16 protein-coding genes and 2 tRNA genes are annotated in these 22,933 nt (G+C 70.2%); 10 read left to right on the top strand and 8 right to left on the bottom strand.

What is annotated here, in order from left to right:
- Positions 1 to 16 precede the first annotated feature (16 nt).
- Together VGV60_02335 and VGV60_02340 are read right to left on the bottom strand one after the other, a co-directional pair.
- Positions 17 to 1,351: an adenylosuccinate synthase gene (locus VGV60_02335; protein HEV8700090.1), complete on the bottom strand. Its 1,335-nt coding sequence runs from the start codon at positions 1,349 to 1,351 to the stop codon at positions 17 to 19.
- Between the two features lie 146 nt (positions 1,352 to 1,497).
- Positions 1,498 to 2,031 (bottom strand): response regulator, encoded by a 534-nt coding sequence (locus VGV60_02340; GenBank protein HEV8700091.1) that lies wholly within the window; start codon positions 2,029 to 2,031, stop codon positions 1,498 to 1,500.
- An 87-nt stretch (positions 2,032 to 2,118) separates the two neighbouring features.
- Here VGV60_02340 and hutH point away from each other — a divergent pair, with 87 nt between their 5' ends.
- The 7 genes from hutH to VGV60_02375 all read left to right on the top strand — a co-directional run bounded on the left by hutH (position 2,119) and on the right by VGV60_02375 (position 11,434).
- Entirely contained in the window at positions 2,119 to 3,666 is a 1,548-nt protein-coding gene (gene hutH, locus VGV60_02345; protein ID HEV8700092.1) for a histidine ammonia-lyase, read from the top strand.
- Positions 3,663 to 5,327, top strand: coding sequence for a urocanate hydratase (gene hutU / locus VGV60_02350; GenBank protein HEV8700093.1), 1,665 nt, complete (start codon positions 3,663 to 3,665; stop codon positions 5,325 to 5,327). The genes hutH and hutU overlap by 4 nt, the downstream gene beginning before the upstream one ends.
- 13 nt (positions 5,328 to 5,340) lie before the next feature.
- On the top strand, positions 5,341 to 6,522 hold the full coding sequence (locus VGV60_02355) for a class I SAM-dependent rRNA methyltransferase (protein HEV8700094.1): 1,182 nt from the start codon (positions 5,341 to 5,343) through the stop codon (positions 6,520 to 6,522).
- Between the two features lie 206 nt (positions 6,523 to 6,728).
- A complete protein-coding gene (locus VGV60_02360; protein HEV8700095.1) occupies positions 6,729 to 7,874 on the top strand; it encodes a DNA recombination protein RmuC in 1,146 nt (381 codons plus the stop codon).
- Entirely contained in the window at positions 7,871 to 8,704 is an 834-nt protein-coding gene (locus tag VGV60_02365; GenBank protein HEV8700096.1) for a cyclase family protein, read from the top strand. Before VGV60_02360 ends, VGV60_02365 begins: the two co-directional genes overlap by 4 nt.
- Before the next feature lie 19 nt (positions 8,705 to 8,723).
- Positions 8,724 to 9,605, top strand: a complete 882-nt coding sequence (truA, locus tag VGV60_02370; protein HEV8700097.1) for a tRNA pseudouridine(38-40) synthase TruA — start codon at positions 8,724 to 8,726, stop codon at positions 9,603 to 9,605.
- A 125-nt stretch (positions 9,606 to 9,730) separates the two neighbouring features.
- Positions 9,731 to 11,434, top strand: coding sequence for a M28 family peptidase (locus tag VGV60_02375; protein HEV8700098.1), 1,704 nt, complete (start codon positions 9,731 to 9,733; stop codon positions 11,432 to 11,434).
- Positions 11,435 to 11,459: 25 nt separating this feature from the next.
- Here the strand turns inward: VGV60_02375 and VGV60_02380 are convergent, their stop codons facing one another.
- Entirely contained in the window at positions 11,460 to 11,717 is a 258-nt protein-coding gene (locus VGV60_02380) for a hypothetical protein (GenBank protein HEV8700099.1), read from the bottom strand.
- A gap of 254 nt (positions 11,718 to 11,971) precedes the next feature.
- On the opposite strand from VGV60_02380, the gene VGV60_02385 reads away from it, so the two are divergent.
- Positions 11,972 to 12,685 carry a class I SAM-dependent methyltransferase gene (locus tag VGV60_02385; GenBank protein ID HEV8700100.1) on the top strand — a complete coding sequence of 238 codons (714 nt, stop codon included), beginning with the start codon at positions 11,972 to 11,974 and terminating at the stop codon, positions 12,683 to 12,685.
- A gap of 51 nt (positions 12,686 to 12,736) precedes the next feature.
- Here VGV60_02385 and VGV60_02390 read toward each other — a convergent pair.
- The 5 genes from VGV60_02390 to VGV60_02410 form a co-directional block, all read right to left on the bottom strand.
- Positions 12,737 to 12,812 (bottom strand) — tRNA-Ala (locus VGV60_02390).
- Positions 12,813 to 12,847: 35 nt separating this feature from the next.
- Positions 12,848 to 12,922: transfer RNA gene (locus VGV60_02395), tRNA-Val, on the bottom strand.
- Positions 12,923 to 12,995: 73 nt separating this feature from the next.
- Entirely contained in the window at positions 12,996 to 14,057 is a 1,062-nt protein-coding gene (locus VGV60_02400) for a hypothetical protein (protein ID HEV8700101.1), read from the bottom strand.
- Positions 14,054 to 14,314: a sulfurtransferase TusA family protein gene (locus VGV60_02405; GenBank protein HEV8700102.1), complete on the bottom strand. Its 261-nt coding sequence runs from the start codon at positions 14,312 to 14,314 to the stop codon at positions 14,054 to 14,056. The genes VGV60_02400 and VGV60_02405 overlap by 4 nt, the downstream gene beginning before the upstream one ends.
- Before the next feature lie 89 nt (positions 14,315 to 14,403).
- Positions 14,404 to 16,611, bottom strand: a complete 2,208-nt coding sequence (locus VGV60_02410; GenBank protein ID HEV8700103.1) for a M28 family metallopeptidase — start codon at positions 16,609 to 16,611, stop codon at positions 14,404 to 14,406.
- A 230-nt stretch (positions 16,612 to 16,841) separates the two neighbouring features.
- Here VGV60_02410 and VGV60_02415 point away from each other — a divergent pair, with 230 nt between their 5' ends.
- Together VGV60_02415 and VGV60_02420 are read left to right on the top strand one after the other, a co-directional pair.
- Positions 16,842 to 21,224, top strand: coding sequence for an ATP-binding protein (locus VGV60_02415; GenBank protein ID HEV8700104.1), 4,383 nt, complete (start codon positions 16,842 to 16,844; stop codon positions 21,222 to 21,224).
- On the top strand, positions 21,221 to 22,930 hold the full coding sequence (locus VGV60_02420; GenBank protein HEV8700105.1) for a dienelactone hydrolase family protein: 1,710 nt from the start codon (positions 21,221 to 21,223) through the stop codon (positions 22,928 to 22,930). Before VGV60_02415 ends, VGV60_02420 begins: the two co-directional genes overlap by 4 nt.
- Positions 22,931 to 22,933: the final 3 nt, after the last annotated feature.

The raw sequence follows: 22,933 nt of genomic DNA on the forward strand, positions 1-22,933 counted from the left end.
GGCATTCGCCCGGGTCCTAGAATCCGGCGCGCACCGCCTGGCGCACCGGCAGCCACTTCGCGATCCGGCCCCGGGGCAGGATGATCGTCCCGTCGCGCTGGGGCGACGTCGAGATGATCCCGATCTCGCACCCGACCGTCTCCTCGATTCGCCGCACGTAGCGACGCGCCGGCTCCGGCAGGTCCTCGAAGCGTCGCGCCGGGCTCGTGTCGGCCTTCCACCCGGGCAGGACCTCCCAGATCGGGCGGCACGACCTGAGGACCGAGATATCGGCCGGCAGGACGTCGTACCTCCGGCCCTCGTGCTCGTAGGCGACGCAGATCGGGATCTCGTCGAACGCGTCCAGGACATCGAAGAGAGTGAGCGCCAGGCACTCGATCTGGTTGATCATGACCGAATAGCGCGCCACCAGCGCGTCGAACCAGCCGCAGCGGCGCGGCCGGCCGGTGGTGCTGCCGAATTCGCGGCCCCGTTCGCGGATGCGCCGGCCGGAGTCGTTGTCCTGCTCCGTCGGGAAGGGCCCTTCCCCCACGCGCGTCGAATAGGCCTTCAGCACCCCGATCACTCCCTCCAGGCGGATGGGGCTGATGCCGAGGCCGGTGCAGGCCCCACCGGCCGTCGAGCTGGACGATGTCACATAGGGGTACGTGCCGTGGTCCAGGTCGAGCATGGTGCCCTGCGCCCCCTCGCACAGAACCACCGCCCCCTGGTCGAGGCGCTGGTTCAGCAGGAGCGACGTGTCGGTGAGGAACGGCGCGAGGCGGGCGGCCTGCTCCCTGAGGCGCGCGGCGACCTCTCCGGGCGGCGGATCCCACTCCGCGGGCAGGCGGTCGCCGCTGGCGCTGCGGGTCAGCCGCGCCAGCGCGCTCACCTTCTCCTCCAGGCCGGCCGAATCGGCCAGGTCGGCGATCCGCAGGCCATAACGGCCCGCCTTGCTCTCGTACGTCGGTCCGACTCCGAGGCGGGTCGTGCCTATCTTCGCGTCCTTGACCCCTTCCTCGCGCGCGATGTCGCAGCCACGCTGGTACGGCAAAATGAGGTGGGCCCGATCGCTGATTCGAAGGTTGTCTTCGACCCGCACGCCCGCTCCCCGGAGCTCGTCAACCTCCCTGAGGAGCGCTCCGGGCTCGACGACGACCCCGTTGCCGATGATGCACAGGACGCTTTCCCTGAGGATTCCGGACGGGATGTGGTGCAGGGCGAAGCGCCGGTCGCCGACGCAGATGGTATGCCCCGCGTTCGGCCCGCCACCATAGCGCGCCACGATGTCGACGCGCTCGGTCAGGAGGTCGACGATTTTCCCCTTCCCCTCATCACCCCATTGCGAACCGACGACGACGAAGCCGGACATGGTGTCTCCCTGGAATCCGACCGGAGCAGGCAAAGGGGGTCAGGCGGAGGTTCCTCTGCCGCGACATGCTAGCAGAAAAACGCCCCGGCGCGCCGGGGCGGCCGCGTCCGGACCCGCGCGACCCGGCGCCATACTCGGACAATCTCCTAGTGAGGAAGGATTTGCTGGACGCGGAACAGGAGGGAGTCCTTGATCTGCTGCTTGTCCAGGAAGCCCGTGACGCCCGCGGCCTGAAGGAAGTCGAGGACGTCCTTCTTGAACACCGCGCTCATGATCAGGATCGGCGTCTCCTTGGCCCGGGCCGACTTCTTGATCTCGCGCAAAACGTCGAACCCGGTCATCTTCGGCATCAGCAGATCCAGGAGGACGAGATCGGGGTGCTCGTTCTGAACCAGGTCGAGCGCCTGCCTCCCGTCCTCGGCTTCGAGGACCTGGTATCCGGCCGAGGTCAGAATGCGCGCCGCGATCCGGCGCACCGTGACGGTGTCGTCCGCCACCAGGACTTTCTTGCGATGCTCGGTCTTTTCGAATGAATCGGGGGTGGAGGAGGACTTCACTTCATCCTGCACCAGGTCGATGCGGACGATCTCCTGGCAGCTGCTGCAGAGGTACTTGATGACCTGCGACTGGCCGTCCACCTCGCGCAGGCGGATGACGTTCTTGCAGTGCGGGCAGCGCACGATCAAGGCCGGTTCTCCGTCGTCCAAGGTAATTCCGGGGCGCGGCATTTGCACGCAGGGTTACCAAATTGTGACCCGTGAGGCCCTGTGCTAGACTCCGCCGTGTCACCCGAAATCGTCCTGAATGGCGAACACCTGCGCCTGGAGGACGTCCTCCTGGTCGCCCGCGGAGGCGTCCGGGTCGCGCTGGCGGCGGCCGCCCGCCGACGCGTCGAGCAATCCCGCGCCGTCATCGAATCGATCCTCGCCTCCGATCGCCAGGTCTATGGAGTCAACACCGGGTTCGGCCTGCTCAAGGACATCCGCATTCCACGCGACCAGCTCGACGCGCTGCAGCTCAACCTGATCCGGAGCCACGCCGCGGGCGTGGGAGCGCCGCTGCCGGCCGCGGCCACGAGGGCCATGATGCTCCTGCGGGCGCACGTCCTGGCCCGCGGACACTCGGGCGTGCGGCCCGATCTGGTGGAGACTCTTCTCGCCCACCTGAACGCCGATCTCCTCCCCGTCGTCCCCGAGCAGGGCTCGATCGGCGCCAGCGGCGACCTGGCCCCCCTGTCGCACCTCGCCCTCGCGCTCGTGGGGGAGGGGGAGGCGATGTTGCGCGGCGTGCGCATGAAGGCGCAGGCCGCCCTCGAGAAGGCCGGCATCCGGCCCTTCCGACTCGGCCCCAAGGAGGGACTGGCGCTGGTCAACGGCACGCAGCTCATCACCGCGGTCGGTGCCCTGGCCCTCCTGGAAGCCGAGGATCTGGCGGTTTTGGCCGACATCGCCGGCGCGTGCACGCTCGAGGCCCTGAAGGGCAGCCACCATGCCTTCGAGGAGAGGATCCACGCCCTGCGGCCGCACGCGGGCCAGCTGCAGAGCGCGGCCAACCTGCGCCGGCTCCTCGAGGGGAGCGGCATCGCCCGTTCCCACGAGGACTGCGGCCGCGTGCAGGACTCCTATTCCCTGCGGTGCATGCCCCAGGTGCACGGCAGCGCCCGGGACGGCATGCGCTTCACCCGCTCCGTCCTGGAAGTCGAGGTCGACGCGGTCACCGACAACCCGATCGTGTTCCCCGAGGCGGGAGACGTCGTGTCGGGCGGCAATTTCCATGGCGAGTCTCCGGCCCTGGCGCTGGATTGCCTCGCCATCGCGACCGCGTCGCTCGGGTCGATCTCGGAGAGACGCATCGACCGGCTGATGAATCCGGTCCTGAGCGGGCTTCCGGCGTTCCTCACGCGCGATCCGGGAGTCCACTCGGGGCTGATGATGGCCCACGTCACCGCCGCCGCCCTCGTCTCGGAAAACAAGATCCTGTGCCATCCGGCGAGCGTCGACTCGATCCCGACCGAGGCGAACCAGGAGGACCACGTCTCGATGGGTCCGATCGCGGCGCGCAAGGCGCGGGAGGTGGTGCAGCACGTGCGCCAGGTGATGGCCATCGAGATCCTGTCCGCCTGCCAGGCGCTCGACCTGGTGGCGCCCCTCCTTCCCGGGCGCGGCGTCCGCTCGGTGCACGAGGCGGTCCGGCGCGCCGTGCCGTTCATGGAACGCGACCGCGTCCTGGCGGACGATCTCCGGGTGATGGCCGATCTCGCCGCCGACGGCACGCTGCGCACCGCGGCCGAGCGGACCGTCGGGGCGCTGCGATGAGCCGCCGGACCGCGCCCGCCCCGATCGTGCGCGCCCCCCGCGGCACGTCCCTGTCCTGCAGGGGGTGGGCGCAGGAAGCGGCCCTCCGCATGCTGATGAACAACCTCGACCCGGAGGTCGCCGAGAAGCCGGACGAGCTGATCGTCTACGGCGGCACCGGCAAGGCGGCGCGCGACTGGGCGTGCTACGACGCGATCGTACGGACCCTGCGCACACTCGCGTCCGACGAGACGCTCCTGGTCCAGTCCGGCAAGCCGGTCGGCGTCTTCCGGACCCATCCGGGCGCGCCCCGGGTCCTGATCGCCAACGCGCTTCTGGTCCCGGCGTGGGCCACGTGGGAGGTGTTCCGCGAGCTGGATCGGAAGGGGCTGACGATGTTCGGCCAGATGACCGCCGGCTCGTGGATCTACATCGGCAGCCAGGGCATTCTGCAGGGGACCTACGAGACCTTCGCCGCCGCCGCGCGCCGACATTTCGGAGGCAGCCTCGCGGGCCGCCTGCTCGTCACCGCCGGCCTGGGAGGCATGGGGGGGGCGCAGCCCCTCGCCGGCACCATGAACGGCGCGGTCGTCCTTGCGATCGAAGTCGATCCCGACCGAATCCAGAGACGCCTCCAGACCCGCTACGTCGACCGCCAGGCCGCGAGCCTCGACGAAGCGCTCGCACTGGCCCGGCAGGCCCTGGGGCGCCGGGAGGCGCTGTCGATCGCGCTCCTCGGCAACGCCGCCGAGATCCTGCCGTCTCTGGCGGCGGGGCCGATCGTGCCCGACCTGGTCACGGACCAGACGAGCGCGCACGATCTGCTCCAGGGGTACGTGCCGCACGGTCTCCCCTACCGGGAGGCGCTCGATCTGCGGGCGTCCGATCCGAAGAGATACATCGGCCTGTCCCGGCTCTCGGTGGCGGCACACGTCCGCGCCCTGCTCGCTCTCAGGCGCCGGGGCGCCGTGGTCTTCGATTACGGCAACAACATCCGCCATGAGGCCCGTGAGGCGGGTGTCGCGGACGCCTTCGACATCCCCGGATTCGTGCCCGAGTTCATCCGCCCCCTGTTCTGCGAAGGGAAGGGGCCGTTCCGCTGGGCCGCCCTCTCCGGCGATCCGGAGGACATCCACCGGACGGACGACGCGGTCCTGGAGATGTTCCCCGAGGACGAGGCCCTCTGCCGCTGGATCCGGCTGGCCCATGAGCGGGTCGCGTTCCAGGGGCTCCCGGCGCGCATCTGCTGGCTGGGCTACGGCGAGCGCGCCCGGTTCGGCCTGAAGATCAACGAGCTGGTGGCCCGGGGCGCTCTCCGGGCGCCCATCGTCATCGGCCGCGATCACCTGGACGCCGGATCGGTGGCCTCTCCGAACCGTGAAACGGAAGGGATGCGGGACGGCTCGGACGCCATCGCAGACTGGCCCATCCTCAACGCCCTGCTCAACACGGCGGCCGGGGCCCACTGGGTCTCGGTGCACCACGGTGGCGGCGTCGGCATCGGCTACTCGCTGCACGCCGGCCTGGTCGTGGTCGCGGACGGCACGCCCGAAGCCGCCGCCCGCCTGGAGCGCGTCCTCACGACCGATCCCGGCACCGGCGTCATGCGCCACGCCGACGCGGGCTACCCCGAGGCGATCGCCTTCGCCAAAAAAACCGGTCTCAAGCTGCCGATGGTCTGAGGTCCTCCATCCCATGAACAAGCGCATCGCCCTGGCCAGGGGCCGCGAGCGGCGGGTCAAGGCCGGGCATCTCTGGGTCTACGCCGGAGAAATCGCCTCGGTCGAGGAGGGCGCCGAGCCGGGCGACACCGTCGACGTGAGCGACCACAAGGGCCGCTTCCTCGGGCGGGGCTACTACAATCCCGCGTCCACGATCGCGGTCCGGCTCCTCACCCGCGACAGCAAGGAGCCGCTCGATACCGGGCTCCTGCGCCGACGCGTCGCCCAGGCGATCGCCTACCGGCGGCATTTCTATGCCGCGGGGGAATCCTGCCGGCTGGTGTTCGGCGAAGGAGACCTCCTCCCGGGCCTCACGGTCGACCGCTACGGCCCGGCGCTCGCGCTGCAGATCTCGACCCTCGGCATGGACCGGATGCGCGACGACATCGTGGCGGCGCTGCAGGACGCGGTCCATCCGCGCGGCATCTACGAGCGCAGCGATCTGCCGACGCGCCAGCGCGAGGGGCTCGAGGCCCGGACCGGGCTCCTCCTGGGCGAGGTGCCCGACGAGATCGAAATTTCCCTCGACGAGATGCGCTTCCTCGTCCGCCCGCGGGCGGGACAGAAGACCGGCATGTATCTCGACCACCGATTCAATCGACGCGCCCTGCAGCCTCTCGCTCGCGGCCGGCGCGTGCTGGACGTCTTCTGCAACTCCGGATCGTTCGGCCTGTACGCCCTGAAGGCCGGCGCCGAGCGCTGCACGGGGATCGAGATCTCCCCCGAGTGCCTGGAGGTGGCGCGGCGCAACGCCTCCTTGAACGACATGGATTCCCGCTGCGAGTGGGTCGAGGGGAACGCCTTCGACCACCTCAAGGAGCTCGACCGTCGGCAGGAACGCTTCGGCTTGATCGTCCTCGATCCGCCGGCCTTCACCAAGAGCGCCCGGGCGCTCGACGCCGCCGTGCGCGGTTACAAAGAGATCAACCTGCGCGCCTTCAAGCTGGCGGCGCCGGGGGCCCTCCTCGTCACCTCCTCGTGCTCGTACCACCTCGGGCCGGAGGAGTTCCTGGCCGTCCTGCAGGACGCCGCCTCGGATGCCGGCCGGGACGTCTCACTCGTCGAGATGCGCGGACAGGCTCCCGATCACCCCGTGCACCTCTTCGTCCCCGAGACACGCTACCTCAAGTGCGCGATCCTTCTCGTGCGCAACTGACCGAGCCACGTCCGAGGCCTCCCCGACATCTCGGCACAGGTGACGGGCCGCAGCGTGGCGTGGCGATTTCGAGCCGCGGCGTGGCCCGTCACCCGCGACGGAGGATGGTTGACAGCCTGATCGGGCGCCGATAGACTAGCCCGCCAGTCCGGACGCCCCGGGCGTCCCGATGGCTGTCGCGTCCCTCCCGGCCGGTTCCGGAGTCCATGGCGATCGAGAACCCAGTGATGTGGGCCGTCCTGGTGGTTCTTGCCGCGACGGTTTTCGGTCTCGGCCTCGTGCTCCTGCGCCGCAGGACCCCGGTGGTCTCCCCTCCCGATCCGACGCTCGGTCTCCTGCAGCAGCAGGTGTCGCGCCTGGCCGAGCAGATCAACCAGCTCGGCGCGCAGATCCCCCGTGACGTCGGGACGTCGCTGAGCCAGCTGACCGGCCAGATGGCGGCCCGGCTGTCGGAGAACGCCCAGGCCCTGCAGAAAGCGAGCGCCGACACGGGCAAGCTGATCGCCGACATCAACCTGCGTCTCGGGGAGCTGCGGCAGAGCAGCCAGGAGATCCTGGCGCTGGGCCAGGACGTCCGCGGTCTGCAGCAGATCTTCCAGGCGCCCAAGATCCGCGGCGGCCTGGGGGAGATGTCCCTGGGCTCGCTCCTCCAGCAGGTGTTCCCGGCCGGCCATTTTGCGCTGCAGCATGCGTTTCGGGACGGACTGATCGTGGACGCCGTCCTGCGGCTGCCGGGCGGGCTGGTCCCCATCGACTCCAAATTCCCGCTGGCGGGCTTTCGCCTGATCCTCGAGGCCCCCGCCGCGGAGCGCGAGCGCGCGCGACGCGCGTTCGGGCGCGACGTGCGCCGGCACATCGACGACATCGCCGGCAAGTACATCCGACCTTCCGAAGGGACGCTCGATTTCGCCCTGATGTACGTCCCCGCGGAGAACGTCTTCTACGAGCTCATCGCGCGCGACGAGGCGGATGCGGAGGGGGACGACCTGAGTGCCTACGCCCAGAAGCGTCGTGTCCTGCCCGTGTCGCCGAACAGCATCTACGCCTACCTGCAGGCGATCGCCTACGGCCTGATGGGCCTGCGGATCGAGGAGCGCGCCCGGGAGATCCTCAAGGGGCTGCAGCAGCTGGGCGGCGACTTCGGCACCTTCAAGGCGGCCTTCGACCTCGGGCTGAGGCACTTCAAGAACGCGCAGAACGCCTTTTCCGAGGCCGGCGATCGCGCCGACCGGCTCGGGGACAAGATCCAGCAGTACGCCCGCGTCGCCCAGGAGCCCCCCGGCGACGAGGCCGTCGCCCCGCCCGCCGTGCAGTCCGAAGAGCGCGTCCACGCGCGGCAGGCGGATCGATGAGGCCGGCCGGCCGGAGGCGCCGCCCGTCCCCGAGGCCCGCCGTCGCGGCCGCCGTACTCCTCCTGATCGCGGTCCTTCCGGCGGCGCCGGCGCGGGCCGCCAAGATGTTCTCGCTGAGTCTCGACGACGTCGCCAACGGCCGCGCGGAGGTGGTCGACCTGTCCCACGACCTCCGGGAAGGGATGCCGCTCTTCCCGGGCGGGATTCCCTTCACGCTCGAGACGCTGACGCAGCTCGCCGACGGCTATTACATGAACTCGTTCGTCTCGGGCGAGCACACCGGCACGCACGTGGACGCCCCGGCCCATTTCGGCAAGGGTCTGCCGGCGGTCGACGAGATCCCGCCGACGCGCCTGGTCAGCCAGGGGATCCTGATCGACGTGCAGTCGAGGGCGGGGGCCAATCCCGACTACCTGTTGACCCTGGCGGATCTGCAGGGCTGGGAGAAGGCCAACGGCCGCATCCCGCCGCGCACGATGGTCATTCTCAACACCGGATGGCACCAGCGCTGGGAGAATCCCGACCGCTACCTGAACCGGGACGATGCCGGCGGGCTGCACTTCCCCGGTTTTTCGGCGGAGGCGGCCCGGTTTCTGCTGAGGGAGCGTGACGTGAACGGCATCGGAATCGACACCGCCAGCGTCGACGCGGGCAAGTCGACGACCTTCGATGTGCACAAGGTCATGCTCCAGGGCGGCCGCTATCAGGTCGAGAACCTCGACAACCTGAATCTCCTGCCGGTGCGCGGGTTCAGCGTCATCGTCGCGCCGATGAAGATCAGCCGGGGCTCGGGGGCCCCCGCACGCGTGCTGGCCATCGTGCCTCGCTGATCCCCTCGACGAGCGTCGTGTGACCCCCTCCGGGCCGCCCCGCCGGCCGCCGCGCGAATCTCACCGCCACGGTCCGCCGCGCGACCGCCCGAAACACGGTCCCGGGCGCCCGGCGCCCTCGGGGGCGCCACGCAACATCCGGCTGCTCATCGAGTACGAGGGGAGCCGTTATGCCGGGTGGCAGGTCCAGGAGCAGCAGCGGACCGTGGCGGGGGAAATCCAGGCGGCGATCCGCGCCACGCTCCACGAGACGCCCAAGCTCATCGGTGCCGGCCGGACGGACCAGGGCGTGCACGCCGAAGGGCAGGTGGCGAACTTCTACAGCCGCTCGGCTCTGCCTCCGCCCCAGGTCGCCGAGGCGCTGAACCAGGTCCTGCCGGCCGACATCAACATCCTCGAGGCGCGCGACGTCCCGGCCACCTTCCATTCCCGTCACGACGCGCTGGCGCGGCGTTACCGCTATCAGATCGCCGCGCGGCGGTCGGCCTTCTTCAAGCGCCTCATATGGTGGGTGCGGCAGCCGCTCCTGTTCGGGGCCATGGAGGAGGCTTCCCGGAGCCTCGTCGGGCGCCACGACTTCTCCTCGTTCGCCGATCGAAGCGCCGAGATCGCCGAGCCCCGGGTGCAGGTCTTCGCGGCCTCCCTGAGGCATGGCGAATTCCTGACCTCCTTCACCATCGAGGCCGACCACTTCCTGCCGCGCATGGTGCGGCGCGTCGTCGGCGTCCTCGTCCAGATCGGGCTGGGGAACCTGCCGCCCGAGGCGATCGGGAGATTCCTGTCCGCAACGGTGGACGACCCGGCGCAGTGGACGGCCCCTTCGTCCGGCCTGTTCCTCGAGCGCGTCCTGTATCCCGGGGAGCATGGCGCCCCTCCACCGCGCCGGCCGACCGGTCGCTAGGATCCTGTCCGCGTCTTCGGCCGGGCGGGACGCATATTGCCCGGATCCCCCGTCCGTCGCTATACTCCGGCCGCGCCCGCTTCCGGGCGCCCCATCCGTGGAATCGAAGGAGCCTTATGTGGAGCGTGCCGGTCCTCCCCCTGATTCTCCTGTCCCTCTTGACGGCCTTTCCCGTCGCGGCGGCCCCCGCCGCCGCGCGGCCCGTGGTGCCTCCCGACCTGAAGCGGGCCCTCGATGCCGCCGATGCGAAGCGCATCGGGGCCGACCTGCGCTTCCTCGCGGACGATTTTCTCGAAGGACGCGGCACCGGCCAGAAGGGAGGCCGCCTGGCCGCCCTGTACCTCGAGACCCGGTTCCGTCACCTGGGGCTCGAGCCGGGGGCCTCCGCCGATTCCTACCTGCAGGAAGTGCCTCTGGTGGGCGTCGAGACCCAGGCCCAGAGCCGGCTCGCCATCGCGCTCGAGGACCAGAAGTTCGAAGCGGGATGGCTGGAGGACTACGTCGCCAATTCCGAGACCCAGAAGGAGCTCGAGGAGATCGACGCGCCGATGGTCTTCGTGGGCTATGGGATCGTCGCCCCCGAATACGGGTGGGACGACTTCAAGGGAGAGGACGTCAAGGGAAAGGTCGTGGTCATGCTGGTCAATGATCCCCCCTCGGACGATCCGGCGGTGTTCGGCGGCAAGGCGTTGACCTACTATGGACGCTGGACCTACAAGTACGAATCGGCGGCGCGCGCCGGGGCGGTCGGCGCCATCCTGATCCACACCGACGAATCGGCCGGGTACGGCTGGAGCGTGGTGCGCAACTCCTGGGGACGCGAGCGGCCGTATGTGGCCCTCGGCCCGGGAAGCTCCCGGCCGCTGTCGATCGCCTCCTGGGTGACCGAGCCGTTCGCCCGCCACGTCCTGAAAGCGGCCGGCCAGGACTTCGACCAGCTGCGGTCGGCGGCCGCGTCCAAGAGCTTCCGGCCCATCCCCCTGCCGCTGCGCGCCCAGGCGCGCCTCATGACCCGCATCCGTCCGATCATGACGTGGAATGTGATTGGCGTCCTGCGCGGCAGCGATCCCGGCCTGAGAGACCAGGCGGTCGTCTACACGGCCCACTACGACCACCTGGGGCGCGGGAACCCGGAAGACGGAGACGACATCTACAACGGCGCCCAGGACAACGCCTCAGGAGTCGCCACCCTGATCGAGACGGCCCGCATGTTCACTCTCCTGCCCAAGGCGCCGCGGCGCAGCATCCTCTTCATCGCCTGCGCCGCCGAAGAAGGCGGCCTGCGCGGATCGGAGTACTTCGCCACCCACCCGACGGTCCCGATCTCCCAGACGGCAGCCAACATCAACATGGACGGCACGCCGGTCTGGGGCCAGCCGCGGGACTTCACCTTTCTGGGGGCCGATCGGTCTTCCCTGAAGGCCGTGATCTCCGATGCGTCCCGCGTCCTCGGGTTCAAGCCGGTCCCCGATCAGCACCCCGAGCAGGGTTCGTTCTACCGTTCGGATCAATTCAACTTCGCCAAGGTGGGGATCCCGGCCTTCGGCCTCGATCCGGGCCTGGACTACGTCGGCAAGCCGGAAGGGTACGGCGCGAAGATCTGGGATGAATACGAGGCGAAACGGTATCACCGTCCGAAGGACGAATACGATCCCTCCTTCGATTTGTCCGGATCCGCCCAGAGCGCCCGTATCGCGCTGTATGTGGGCTACAAGGTGGCGCAGACCACCGCCATGCCCCGCTGGAACAAGGGAGACGAATTCGAGGCCGCGCGCCATGCGGCGATGGCCGCCGCGGCCGCTGCGGCTGCCATGCCGGGGCGAAGGTGACCGAGTCCTGGGGGCCTGTCGCGCCCTAGCCCGCGGGTTGCAGGACCACGGCGTCCGGCGGGCGCGGGCCGTCGGCGCGGCGGCTCTCGCCGGCGTACCCGCAGCTCCGCCGCACGAACCGCCGGCGCTCGTGGTTGTATTCGCCGGCGCAGTAGGCTCCGTGCCATATGTTGCCGTCCTGGCGCGCGACCTCGATTAGAAACAGGTCGCCGGAGCCGCATTCCGGACAGCGCGTTCCTCCGACGTCCCGCGCCGGCAGAGCCGGCGGCAGCGAACGACTCATTGTCCGTCTCCCGTTGGATGTTCGCCTCCGATCTACGTGCGCGACGGGCCCGAGTCAAGGGGGAAATCGCCCGGGCTCCGCGCGGCGTTCGTGGCCTGGGGGTCTCCGGGGCCGCGCCGGTGGCGGCCGCGGCGCGGCGGCGGCGCGGCGCGCGCGCCGGCTGCGTCGCGTGCGTGCCCGTCCCTTGCGGCGCAGGTCTCGTGGGCGATCGCGGGGACGCGCCCCGGACCGATCTGGGGCAGAATGAATCTCGCATGAGGCGGCGCGGTGCGATTCTCGTGGCCCTGTCCCTGATGGCCCTGTCGGGAGGGGCCGTGGCCGCTGTGGGGGCCGACGACGCCGTTCCGCCGCCGCCCCGCCTGGCGGATCTCGCGAGGCGCATCCAGATTGTCTGCTTCGAATCGTATCCCGAACGACTCCTGCGGCGGATGTCAGGACGGCGCGGGCCGATCCCCGAGGAGGTGCGCGCGGACCCGCGGCTCCAGGTCAAGTACCTGAAGTCCGAGTGGGTCGTCCGCAAGGGACTCTTCTATCCCACCTGGCTCGACGAGCTCCTGCCCGCCCTGCAGTCCGCCGTGCGCCCCGGCGCCCGCTTCCTCGATCTGGGAAGCGGTGACGGACGCGTCGTGTTCCTGGCCGCCGGCATGGGCGCGCGCGCCACCGGCATCGAGTTCAACCGGGGGCTGTACCGCCTGGCGCGCACGGCCCGTGCCCGGCTGGACGGACTTCCTGGCATCGATCGGGCCGTGTTGAAGCGCGGCGACTTCTTCAAGGAGGATTTTTCGGACTACGACGTCTTCTTCTATTTCGGGAGCGGCAGCTCGGCGGAGCAGGCGCTGCTCGCCAAGCTTCGCCGCGAAATGCGCCCCGATGCCCTCCTGATCCTGGCGCATATCCAGGGACCGGTGCCGGGTTTCGAGCGGGTGGCGGATCATGGCGTGGCCGGGGTCTACCGACCGGCCCCCTAGGCTCCCGGGAATCCGCCCGGCTGTCGAGCCGGCAGCGGCCGGGAGCCGGGTTGGTGGACGGCAAGGGGATCGAACCCTCGACCTCCGCGTTGCGAACGCGGCGCTCTCCCAGCTGAGCTAGCCGCCCACACGACCTGGCACGACGGCGGATGAGATCTGTAATGGTGGGCCGTGCTGGATTTGAACCAGCGACTTCTACCGTGTGAGGATAGCACTCTCCCGCTGAGTTAACGGCCCATCCAGGCGCGGGATTATAGCATCGAGGGACGAGCCCCGGGCGCGGTCTCCTCGGTCACGCTCCCGGGAGAGTCTAGATGCGGTAGGCCTCGAGCACCTGGTCGGCGACCGGAGGCACGATCAGGACCTCTTCACGCCCGTCGCGGCGCGCCGCGACCTCGACCAGAGACTCCCCGCGGCGGTCGGAGTAGCGTGCCGTGATCGAGGCAATCAGGATTTTCAGGTTCTCGTCGGGGTCTCCCTCGACCACGGTGATGGGGCTTCCGCAGCGCAGCGCCTCGAAGCGCCAGCCCGGCAGGTCGAATCGCGCCAGGAACTGGTTCTCGCTCTCATCGCGGGCCACGATGATCTTGACGGCATCCGACAGGCGAAAATGCCGGCCGACCTTCAGGAGGATCATCTCGTCGCGGCGGATCCGGTCCGGTTCGGCGTGCAGGCGCTTGTCGTGGAAGCGTCGGGCAAAGCTCTCGTCCGCCAGGTAGCAGCAGCCGCCGGACGGCTGGGGGTAGTCGGCGATCCCCCATTTCTCTCCGAGCGCCATCTGGTCCCTGCGCGAGCGGCCGGAGAGGCCCAGAAGCCCCTCCCGATCCACCCAGCCGAGCTGCTCCGGGATGGTCGGCGGCAGGTGCCGGGCGGAGAGCGGCCGCAGCAGGTACCCTTCGATGCCGCACTCCTTCTCGATCATCCGGAGAGCCTGCATGTGCTGGGACATCGGCCGCTGCCCCAGGACCTCGCCGGTGAACACGAAGTGCCCCCCGTGCTCCCGCATGTACTCGGCGGCGCCGTGGATCATGAAGATGCGGCAGTCGATGCAGGGATTGGCCCGCTTGCCGTACCCGTGCTTGGGGTTGAGCACCATCTTCATGTAGGCCTCGCCGGCGTCCAGGATCTCGATCGGAATCCCCAGGTCGGCGCCGGCGCGCAGGCCCTCGTTGCGCATCCGCTTCGGGTCCTCCTCGGGGCGGGCCATCGCCCGCCGATGGTCGTTCATGCAGAACCCGGTCGAATAATGAAGGCCCGTGACCTCGATCCCCTGCTCGAGGAGGACGCGCGCCGCCAGCGTGCTGTCCAGCCCTCCCGACATGAGGCCGATCGCCTTGATCGGGCCGGGCCGTCCTTCCGGTGCCGCGTTCATCGCGTCGCCCCCTTGCCGCCCGCCTTCCTGACGAACAGCCCGTATTCCGCTCCCTGCTGCGTGTGGCCCAGATACTCGTGTCCCGTCGACCGGCACCATGCCGGCATGTCGATCAGGATCACCCGATCATCCGAGACGACCTTCAGGATTCGGCCGGTCTCCATCTTCCGGATCCGCTCGGCCGTCTTGATGATCGGCACGGGACAGTAGAGGCCGACGGTGTCGAGCACATCGTCCGCCTGCGTGGCGTCGCGCATGGCACGGCATCTTAACAAAGGAAGGAGCCCCGGGGCAACGCGCGCGCCGGGAGCCTGTCCGAGCAGGGGGCGGGCTCCCAGGAGCCCTGCTAGGGGGCCCGCGCGGGGCCGAGGAGGCGGTGGGCCCCTTCGATTGTCCCGTGGTGCACGATCACCTTGGGGCCATCCGCGACCGGAGCGAGTCCCATGAGGTCCGCCGCGAAATCGGCACGCAGCTCGACCAGGAGATCGCCTCCCCCCGGCACCAGGAGCCGGAAGGTCCCTACCGGATCGCGCCGGGGGATGACTTCCGTGAAGGTGTAACGGTGGCGCAGCTCGTCTCCCCTCCCGGGCACGCGGAATCCGGAGCTCGAGGTGAACACGTAGCTGATCCGATCGGTCGGGATCGGCGCCTTGAGGCGCGTCGTGACGACCTTCTCCTCGACCGCTTCGCCCGACGAGACTTCCGCCGCGAACTCGACGCGGCCCGAGGGGAAGGGCAGCGGGATCCGGTCGCTGGTCTCGTCCCGGGGCAGGACGCGGCCGCCGGACCCGGCGAGCCGCACGCCGCCCAGGTTGTCCCGGGATCGAATCGTGGCGACGGCCTTCTCCGACCTCAGATCGAGCCGCTGCCGCACGCGCACGACCTGACGGTGCCGGTCGTCGTAGGGAGCGAGGATCGAGTTGATCGCCGTGAGCGCCAGGGCCAGCGCCAGTGCCGTGACGCCGACGTGTCGCCCCGACAGCCACCACCAGAACCGGCTGTGAAGGCAATCCTGGAACGACGCCACGTGCGCCACGTAGAGGACGAGCGGCAGGGTCAGTGAGAAGGCGACCGCGAACAACAGCGGCAGGGACAGGGACACACCCCCCAGATCGACGAGCGTGTGGTAGTCCTCCAGGCTCATGAGGAGCGTCAGGGGCGCCGCCGCCGCGAGCCCGAGCGCCAGCTTCCGCCCGGTGTTCTTCAGGAAGGGCGAAACCAGGAACGCCAGGACCGGCGCCGCCATGATCGCCGCGGGCTCTGGCCAACCGAAATGAAGCGAGGCGGCCACGCACCCCGCCGGAATCAGGTAGGCGGCGGCCAGATACGGGCCGGGTTCCACGGTCGGTTTGATGCGCCGGAACAGGTTGAGAGCCACCCAGCCGGTCAGGAGGGACCAGGCCATCGCCTGGGCCACGTGCAGCCCATGATGGGCCGTCCACGGGTAACGCACCCCGTGAACGATCTCCATGAGCCGCTCCGACAGGAACAGCCCGGACAGGCCGATGGCGGTCGCGGCGGACGTGACGATGATGACGCGCAGGGTCTCGGCTATCGCGCGCGGCCGGGCGACGTCCCGGATCCGCCAGAGCGCGAGCAGGACCCACCCCAGCAGGGCCGCCCAGGCGACGGACAGCAGCGCCACGGACGGCAGGATGAAGCCGCGGCCGAATACCTGAATCGGCAGGTAATGCGGGTCGTCGGTCGCATCGAGGGATCCGGTATCCAGGTCCTGCAGAATGCGATTGACGACCCGCACCGCCCTGTCAAGCGCCTTTCTGCGCACACCTCCGACGCTGTCCTCGACCGTGTGGTAGGTCCAGGCGGGATAGGTTCCCAGGAGCAGGAACGCCGGGATCTGGCGATCCAGGAACGGCTCGTGGTCCGAGGAGAAGGGCAGGTCGAGGAATCGCGGCGCCAGGGTCCAGAGCGGGCGGGAGGCAACCCCCTTCACCCTCGTCTCCCGGGCGGCGCGCAGCAGGAGCCGCTGGGCCCACAGGGCGGGCGGCCTGGGGACCGGAGCCACCAGGAGATCTCCCCTCCCGACGAGCTCGAGGGCCATCATCGCCTTCACGTCGGAGAGATCCTCCCGATCGACGTAGAAGCGCGATCCGAGAAGCCCTTCCTCCTCGGCGCAGAAGGAGATGAACACGTAGGTCAGCCGGTGGGGCCTCCGCGCCAGGGCCCGGGCCGCTTCGATGAGCACCGCGACGCCCGAGGCATCATCGTTGGCTCCCGGCACCGAATCGCTCGCCGAGTCGTGGTGCGCCGCCACGATGATCGTCGCGGGCGACGTGCCCGCGAGCCGCCCGATGACGTTGCCGGAGCCGACCGATCGCTCGCCGTCCTTGTAGGGGGCCACCGCGACCTCCTGGACGGACACCGCGACGCCGGCTTCCTCCAGTCGGGAGCGCACGTACTCGGCGGCCTGCCGTTCCCCCTCGGTCCCGGTCTTGCGCGGGCCGATACTCCGGGCGAGCGCCACCACGTGGCGGAAGGCCGCGTCCCCGGCGGCAGAGGAGTCCACCTCATCGGCCAGGACGGGATGAGCCACCGCGAGCGCCACGAGAGCGGCAAGCGCCGGACGTCGTACGAGTCCCAGGGTGGCGACAATAACCTCCTGATTTTCCGATTCTTGACTCGCGGGCGGGCGTAGATTAGCATACCGATTCGCCTTCGGAGATCGGCAGTCCTCTCCCGATCACGCCATGCAATCGACCGGATGCGCCCCGCCCGGAGGTTCGCCCTGGCCCGTCCGCACGTTACGCGAGCCGGAATGACCCGGTGACCGCCGCCCTCCTGCTGGTCCTCGAAGGGCTCATCCTCCTCATCCTCGGTCTCGACCTGTCGCTCGGGTTTCTCCTCCTCTCGTCCCCGGTCCGGATCGCGCTGGCGGTGGGCGCTGCGGGCGCCCTCGGCCTGCTGGTGACCCTGGGGCGCCGCATCCCCCGAACCCCTCGACCGGCGCTCCTGGTCCTGGCCGCTTCGGGGCTCGTGCTGGCCGTGCTGGGTGCCATGGAGGCTCGCGCCGTCCGCCTCCTCAAGGAACGCTGGGAAACCGGTGCGAGCGAGCGCCTGGAGGCGCGCGCACGGATTCTCGAGGAGGACTTCCGGCAGTTCCTGGGCGACCTCGTCCGCCCCATCGACCCCGCCGACGTTCCCGTCGGAGATCGTCGCGCCGCCTTCACCGCCCTGCTCGAGGCGCAACGGCGCAGCCGCCTTCCTGCGGAGCGGCTCGGCTTCTCGATCTACGGCGCGGACGGCACGCTCATCGCCTGGCAGGGGAACAGCGCCGGACCGCCCCGGGATGTCCTGTCGATCCCCTGCCCCGGACCTTCGTACGGAACAGGGGGGGACGCGGCGACGCGGCGCCTCTATGCCGTCCTCTGCTCCGCGGCGGGCGTGCGCTGGGTCGTGGAATTCGCCCTCGATTCGCCACCCGCAGCCGGCTCGCGCGACGCCGCCACCACGGGATTCGCCTTTCTGCCGCACTGGCACGAGGCCGGTCCCGCCGTCGTGCGCCTGCGCGAGGACCGCGGGGCACAGGACGACCTGACGCTTCTGTTCGAACGCCAGGGCGACCGCTACTGGGGACGCCGCGGGAACGAGGGTGGAACGACCCTGGCGTTTCCCCTGCGCGCGCCGTCCGGCGAGCGCCTGGCGCTCGTCACTCTGCGCGACCGCCTGGTGTCCCAGGAGATTGAAGAGACCCGCCGCCACTTCCGCATCTTTGGCGGACTGGTGCTCGCGGCCGCGATCCTTCTCGCCTGGCTCCTGCCGCTGCAGAGCGGCGGAATCCGCCCGCGGACCGCTCGCGCCCTGATGGCCAGCGCCGCCGTCTGGACGACGCGCTGGGCCCTCCTGATCCTCAGCGAGCCGTCCGGCGCGGCGCCTCACGCGGTCTATGAGATCCCGGACGCCTCGTCCTCGATCCTCCTGTCTCTTGTGCGCTCGCCCGCCGACCTCCTCTTGACGGCCGTGGCCTGCTGCGCCCAGGCGTTCATCCTGCAGCTCGCTCTGGAGAGCCTCGGGCGCCGCGTTCCGGCGCGCCGGCCGCGGCTGGTTCGCGCCGCCGCGGGGACCGCGGCGATCCTCGTGTTCGCGAGCGTCGTCCACACGCTGCACCTGTTTCTCGATCGGCTGGTCCTCGACGTCCGGCTCGATTTCAGCCGGGTCGTTCCCGGCGAGCTCGCCTCCCCCAGGCTGGCGATCCAGGCGGCGCTTTTTCTCTTCGCCCTCGCCGCCGGCCTCCTGTTTCGCGCCCTGGTGGACGTCGCGCTCCGCCACGGCACGACCGCCGACGATTGGCGCTGGCTCCGCTGGCTTCGAGGCGCCGGCTCCTCAGGCGTCCCCCGGGCCCTGCGCGCCGCGGCCGCGATCCTGGCGTTGACTCTGGGATACGCCTCGCTGCTCCATCACTCCTACGATCGCCTGCGGCGCGAGACGTTCGAGGACGAGCTGCGCCCCCTCGTCCTGGAGCAGAAGGCGATGCGCCGGCGCGCGTTGCGGGCCTCGATGTCCCTGGCCCGCGATCCCGATTTTGCTGCGCTGGCGGCCCTGGCGGCCGAGGCGAAGACCGGCTCGGGGGCGGCCTATCGCCTCTGGCTGGCCACGCCGATCGCCGATCAGGGGCTCGCGTCCTCGGTGCGAATCTTCGATGCCGACGGACGTGCGAGCGGCGGCTTCGCCGTCGACTTCGCGCCCACGCTGGACGTCCCGTTCGAGGAGGCGGTTGCGGCCGCCCGAGGAGACCTCGTTTCGGTCCCCCCACGACCGGGGACGGCGGTGCGCAAGCCCGTGATCTTCGGATCGCGCTGGGTCGGCGGCACCCGGCACCCGTTGCTGGTCGTCCTCACCGTGTCGGACGATTACGGCAACCTGCCGATTCTTGGCGACCGGACGGTGGGAGCGGGGCTGTTCCGCGCCGGCATCCGACCACGCGGAAACCCGGAGCTCCTGCGCTCCGATCCTCTCATGGCCGTCTTCTCGAAGGACATGGTGCGCCTCTACGAGTCGGGAGGGGAGATTCCTCCTCCATCGCCCTCGGCGCGCGCGGCCCTCGATCGAATCGGACAAGCCTGGGCCACGGACCAGCTCCGTGGGGGCGAGGCCCTGATCCTCTACGTCAGGGGGCCCCAGGAAGTCTTCGCGCTCGCGTACCTTCACCCGAGCCGCACCGCTCTGCTCGCCTCGTACCTGCGCCTTTTCCTGCTCAACGCCGCCCTGGCGATTCTCGCCGCGGGACTGGCGCGCGTGATACGACGCACGGCATCGCTGCGGATGCCGCGGCTTCCCACCGTGGCCACTTATTCCGGGCGGCTGGTGGCCCTGTTCCTGCTGGCGGGACTCCTGCCCCTCCTGACCCTGGCCTTTCTCACGGCCCGCTCGACGACCCTGGGCATCGACCGCGACATCACCACGTCGGGGCTGGCATCGCTTCAAGTCGCACGGCGCGTCGCCGAGGACTATTTCACCGTCACCCGGCCCGAGGAGGCCGGCTCCCTGGACGACGACGTGGTCTACTGGCTGAGCCGCGTCGTGCGCCAGGACATCAACATCTACGTCGGGGCCGAGCTCCTCTCCACCAGCTCGCGCGAGCTGTACAGCTCGGGGCTTCTCAGCCAGCGGCTGAACGGCGAGTCCTACCGGGCGATCTACCTGGAGGGGGAGCCGTTCTGGCTGGCGGAGGACCGCACCGTGGGCCTGGACTACCTCACGCTCAGCGCGCCGATGCGCATCGATCGACAGGGCACGATGGGGCTGATCTCGATTCCCCTCCTCGAGCACCGGCACGCCGCAGCCCGGAAGGAAGAGGACGTGCGCGACGCGGTCCTCATCGTCACCTGCTTCGCCGTGCTCGTGCTGGCGCTCGTGGGGCACGTCCTGGGAGTCCGTGCGTCCCGCCCGATCACGCTCCTGGTAGGCGCCGCGCGGCGCGTGGCGGGCGGGGATCTCGACGTGCGTGTCGACGCGACGGCCAGCGACGAGACCGCCCTTCTGGTCGAGGCCTTCAACCGCATGGCCGACTCGCTGCGGCAGCAACGCCAGGACCTCAGGCGGCACGCCGACTACATCGAGAAAATCCTCAAGAGCGCCACCACGGGAGTCGTGTCGATCGACGGGTCGGGCACGATCATCACCATCAATCCGGCGGCTCAGGCGCTCCTGGCCGGCGGCGCGGCCGGCCCGGTCCCGGGCGACGACCTGACCCGGCACCTTGCGGGGGAATCCACCCTGGCGCCCCTGCTGCCTTCCCTGCACCGCTCGCTGGCCGGACGGGTCGAGCGCGAAGTGGAGGTGGCGCTCGCCGCGCGCCGGGGTGCAGCGCGGGCGAGCGCGCCCGCGGACGGGCCGCGCCGCGTGCGCGCGGTGTTCATCCCGTTCGCTCCGGAGGAGAACCGTCCGCCGGGCCTGATTGTGCTCCTGGAGGACGTGACCGAGATCGTCCGCTCCGGACGGCTGGCCGCCTGGGCGGAGATGGCGAGGCGCGTGGCGCACGAGATCAAGAACCCTCTCACCCCCATCCTGCTCTCGGTCGAGCACGTGCGCCGCGTCTTCAAGGCGAGGGATGCCCGATTCGAGCGGGTCCTGGAGGAGTGCCTCGACAACATCCGCAGGCAGGTCGAGGTCCTGCGGCAGATCGCCTTCGAGTTCTCGACCTACGCCCGCCTGCCCCACCTGAAGCAGGAGCCGGCGCACGTGGGGGCCCTGATCGACGAGGCGCTCGGACCCTACGCTGCGGCCGCGCCCGCCGGGATCCAGATTCGGCGGGAGGTCCCCGAAAGCCTGCCGGCCGTCCTGGTCGATCGTCCCATCATGATCCGGGCGCTGGTGAACCTGATCGAGAACGCTCTTCAGGCGATGCCTGAGGGAGGCGCACTGGCCGTCTCGGCCCATGCCGCCGACGGCCCCTCCGGAGAGGCGCGCGTGGCAATCGAGGTGCGCGACACCGGGTGCGGCATCGCCGAGGCCCTCCTGCCACGGCTGTTCGAGCCGTACTTCTCCACCAAGAGCGGCGGCACCGGTCTCGGGCTGGGCCTCGCCCGCCGGGCGGTCGAGGAGCACGGCGGCACGCTCGAGCTCCAATCCCGCGAAGGCCAGGGAACGGTCGTGACCCTCGCTTTGCCGGCGGCTCCGGCCGGGGCGGCCACGGGAGCGGCGTCGTGACTTCCCGGTCCGTCGGCCGGGTGATACGGGTCCTCATCGCGCTCTCCCTAGTCGCTCTTGCGGCGGGCTGCGAAAAGGAGACCCACCGGGCGGCGCGCAGGACGTTCCAGGAGATCCTGGCGGCGGACCTGAAGGACGACGATCGGGCGGCCGCGCTCGAAGCGTTCGTGCGGGACTTTCCGGAGCACAAGACGAATCCGTACCTGGCGCGCGCCTGCGGCCTGCTGGCCGATCACCACGCCCGCGCCGGCCGCGCCGATATCGCGGCGTCGTGGTACGAACGGGCGATCCGGGCCGTGCCCGACGACCCCGACCTGCTCAATGCCCTCGGATACCACTATGCCCAGAACGGAATGAACCTGGACCGGGCGGTGACCGTCCTGGAGCAGGCCGTCCGCCTCGCCGAGTCGCGCCAGTACCCACCCCGAAGGCAGGGTTTCATCAAGGACTCCCTGGGGTGGGCGTACCGCATGCGGGGAGACCTGCCGCTCTCGGTCGCCCTGCTCGAGGAGGCGGCGCGTCTCGCCCCGGGCGTGCCGATCATCCGGGAACACCTGGCCGGGGCCTACCACGCCCTCGGAGAGCGCGACAAGGCGGTGTCGGTCTACCTCGAGCTCTACGTGGAGGGGCGCGCCACCCGCGCCGATCTGGGCGCCGCCATCCGGAGCCTCGGACGCGAAGGCGGGCCGGCTTACGCGCGCCAGGTGGAACGCCACCTCGCGGAAGGCCTGCGCGGCATCATGGAGGCCGATCGGCGTGCAGCCCGGGCGGTCGGGGCGGACCTGGTCACGCTCGTCTCCGCCGATGGTCTGAGGCTCGCCGCATCGCTCTTCCGTCCCCGCACCGATGAGCGGCGCCCGGTCGGTGGCGTCCTCCTGCTCCACCCCCTCGGCTCCAGCCGCGCGGCGTGCACCTCCCAGGCATCCGCCCTGGTCGCCCGCGGCCTGATGGTGCTCAGCCTCGATCTGCGAGGTCATGGGGCCAGCGTCAGCGAGACCGTCCCGGATTCGCACGCCTTCAGCGCCCGGCTGGATTCCAATCTCGACGCCTCCGATCAGGACGCCCAGGCCGCCCTGGCGTTCCTGGCACATCAGCCGCGGGTCGACCCGTCCCGAATCGGCGTGGTTGGAGGAGGTCTGGGAGCGCTCGTGGCGGCGCGGACCGTTCGTGCCGAAGGGGCGCCGGACCGGACCGGTGTCGTCTCCGTTCCAGGTCCGCGGGCGCTCGTCCTTCGGTCCCCCTGGGGACGCGCCGACGCGTACCGGCGCCTGCTGGCCGGGTTCGATCCGCGCTTCGTCCTGCTGGTCGCGGGTGCCGAGGAAGGGGGCGCGCTGGCGACGGTCCGGGCGCTCGCCGGCGCCGACGGATCCTACGGGCCGAGGAGCCTCGTCGTCGAAGGCCCCGGGGGGCACTACGATTTTGACGAGTCCAATCCCGACATCGACGGTTCCGTGGCCGACTTCCTGGTCGAGCGCCTCCTGCCCGGGGGCCAGGAGCCCGTCCGAATACCCGGACAGGCTCCTAGATCGACTCGAGAAGCCGGTGGCTCGGCGGAGCGTCGAGAAGGGCCGAGCGCTTCTGCGCCAGGGCCTTCCCCTCCCGGTCCTCCTGGGAGGAGAAACGGTCGCGGTAGTCGCGATTCACCCAGCGCACTTCGGCGTGGTACTCGGCGGGGTCCTCCAGGCTGCGCAGGAGGACCTGGTTGATGA

It is taken from the genome of Candidatus Polarisedimenticolia bacterium, assembly GCA_036001465.1.
Taxonomy (GTDB): Bacteria; Acidobacteriota; Polarisedimenticolia; order Gp22-AA2; family Gp22-AA2; genus Gp22-AA3.

Bases quoted from the DNA above. Each gene is read 5' to 3' on its own strand.
- VGV60_02335 (HEV8700090.1), bottom strand. From the start codon at position 1,351: ATGTCCGGCTTCGTCGTCGTCGGTTCGCAATGGGGTGATGAGGGGAAG.
- hutU (HEV8700093.1), top strand. From the start codon at position 3,663: ATGAGCCGCCGGACCGCGCCCGCCCCGATCGTGCGCGCCCCCCGCGGC.
- VGV60_02355 (HEV8700094.1), top strand. From the start codon at position 5,341: ATGAACAAGCGCATCGCCCTGGCCAGGGGCCGCGAGCGGCGGGTCAAG.
- VGV60_02360 (HEV8700095.1), top strand. From the start codon at position 6,729: ATGGCGATCGAGAACCCAGTGATGTGGGCCGTCCTGGTGGTTCTTGCC.
- VGV60_02365 (HEV8700096.1), top strand. From the start codon at position 7,871: ATGAGGCCGGCCGGCCGGAGGCGCCGCCCGTCCCCGAGGCCCGCCGTC.
- VGV60_02380 (HEV8700099.1), bottom strand. From the start codon at position 11,717: ATGAGTCGTTCGCTGCCGCCGGCTCTGCCGGCGCGGGACGTCGGAGGA.
- VGV60_02385 (HEV8700100.1), top strand. From the start codon at position 11,972: ATGAGGCGGCGCGGTGCGATTCTCGTGGCCCTGTCCCTGATGGCCCTG.
- VGV60_02400 (HEV8700101.1), bottom strand. From the start codon at position 14,057: ATGAACGCGGCACCGGAAGGACGGCCCGGCCCGATCAAGGCGATCGGC.
- VGV60_02405 (HEV8700102.1), bottom strand. From the start codon at position 14,314: ATGCGCGACGCCACGCAGGCGGACGATGTGCTCGACACCGTCGGCCTC.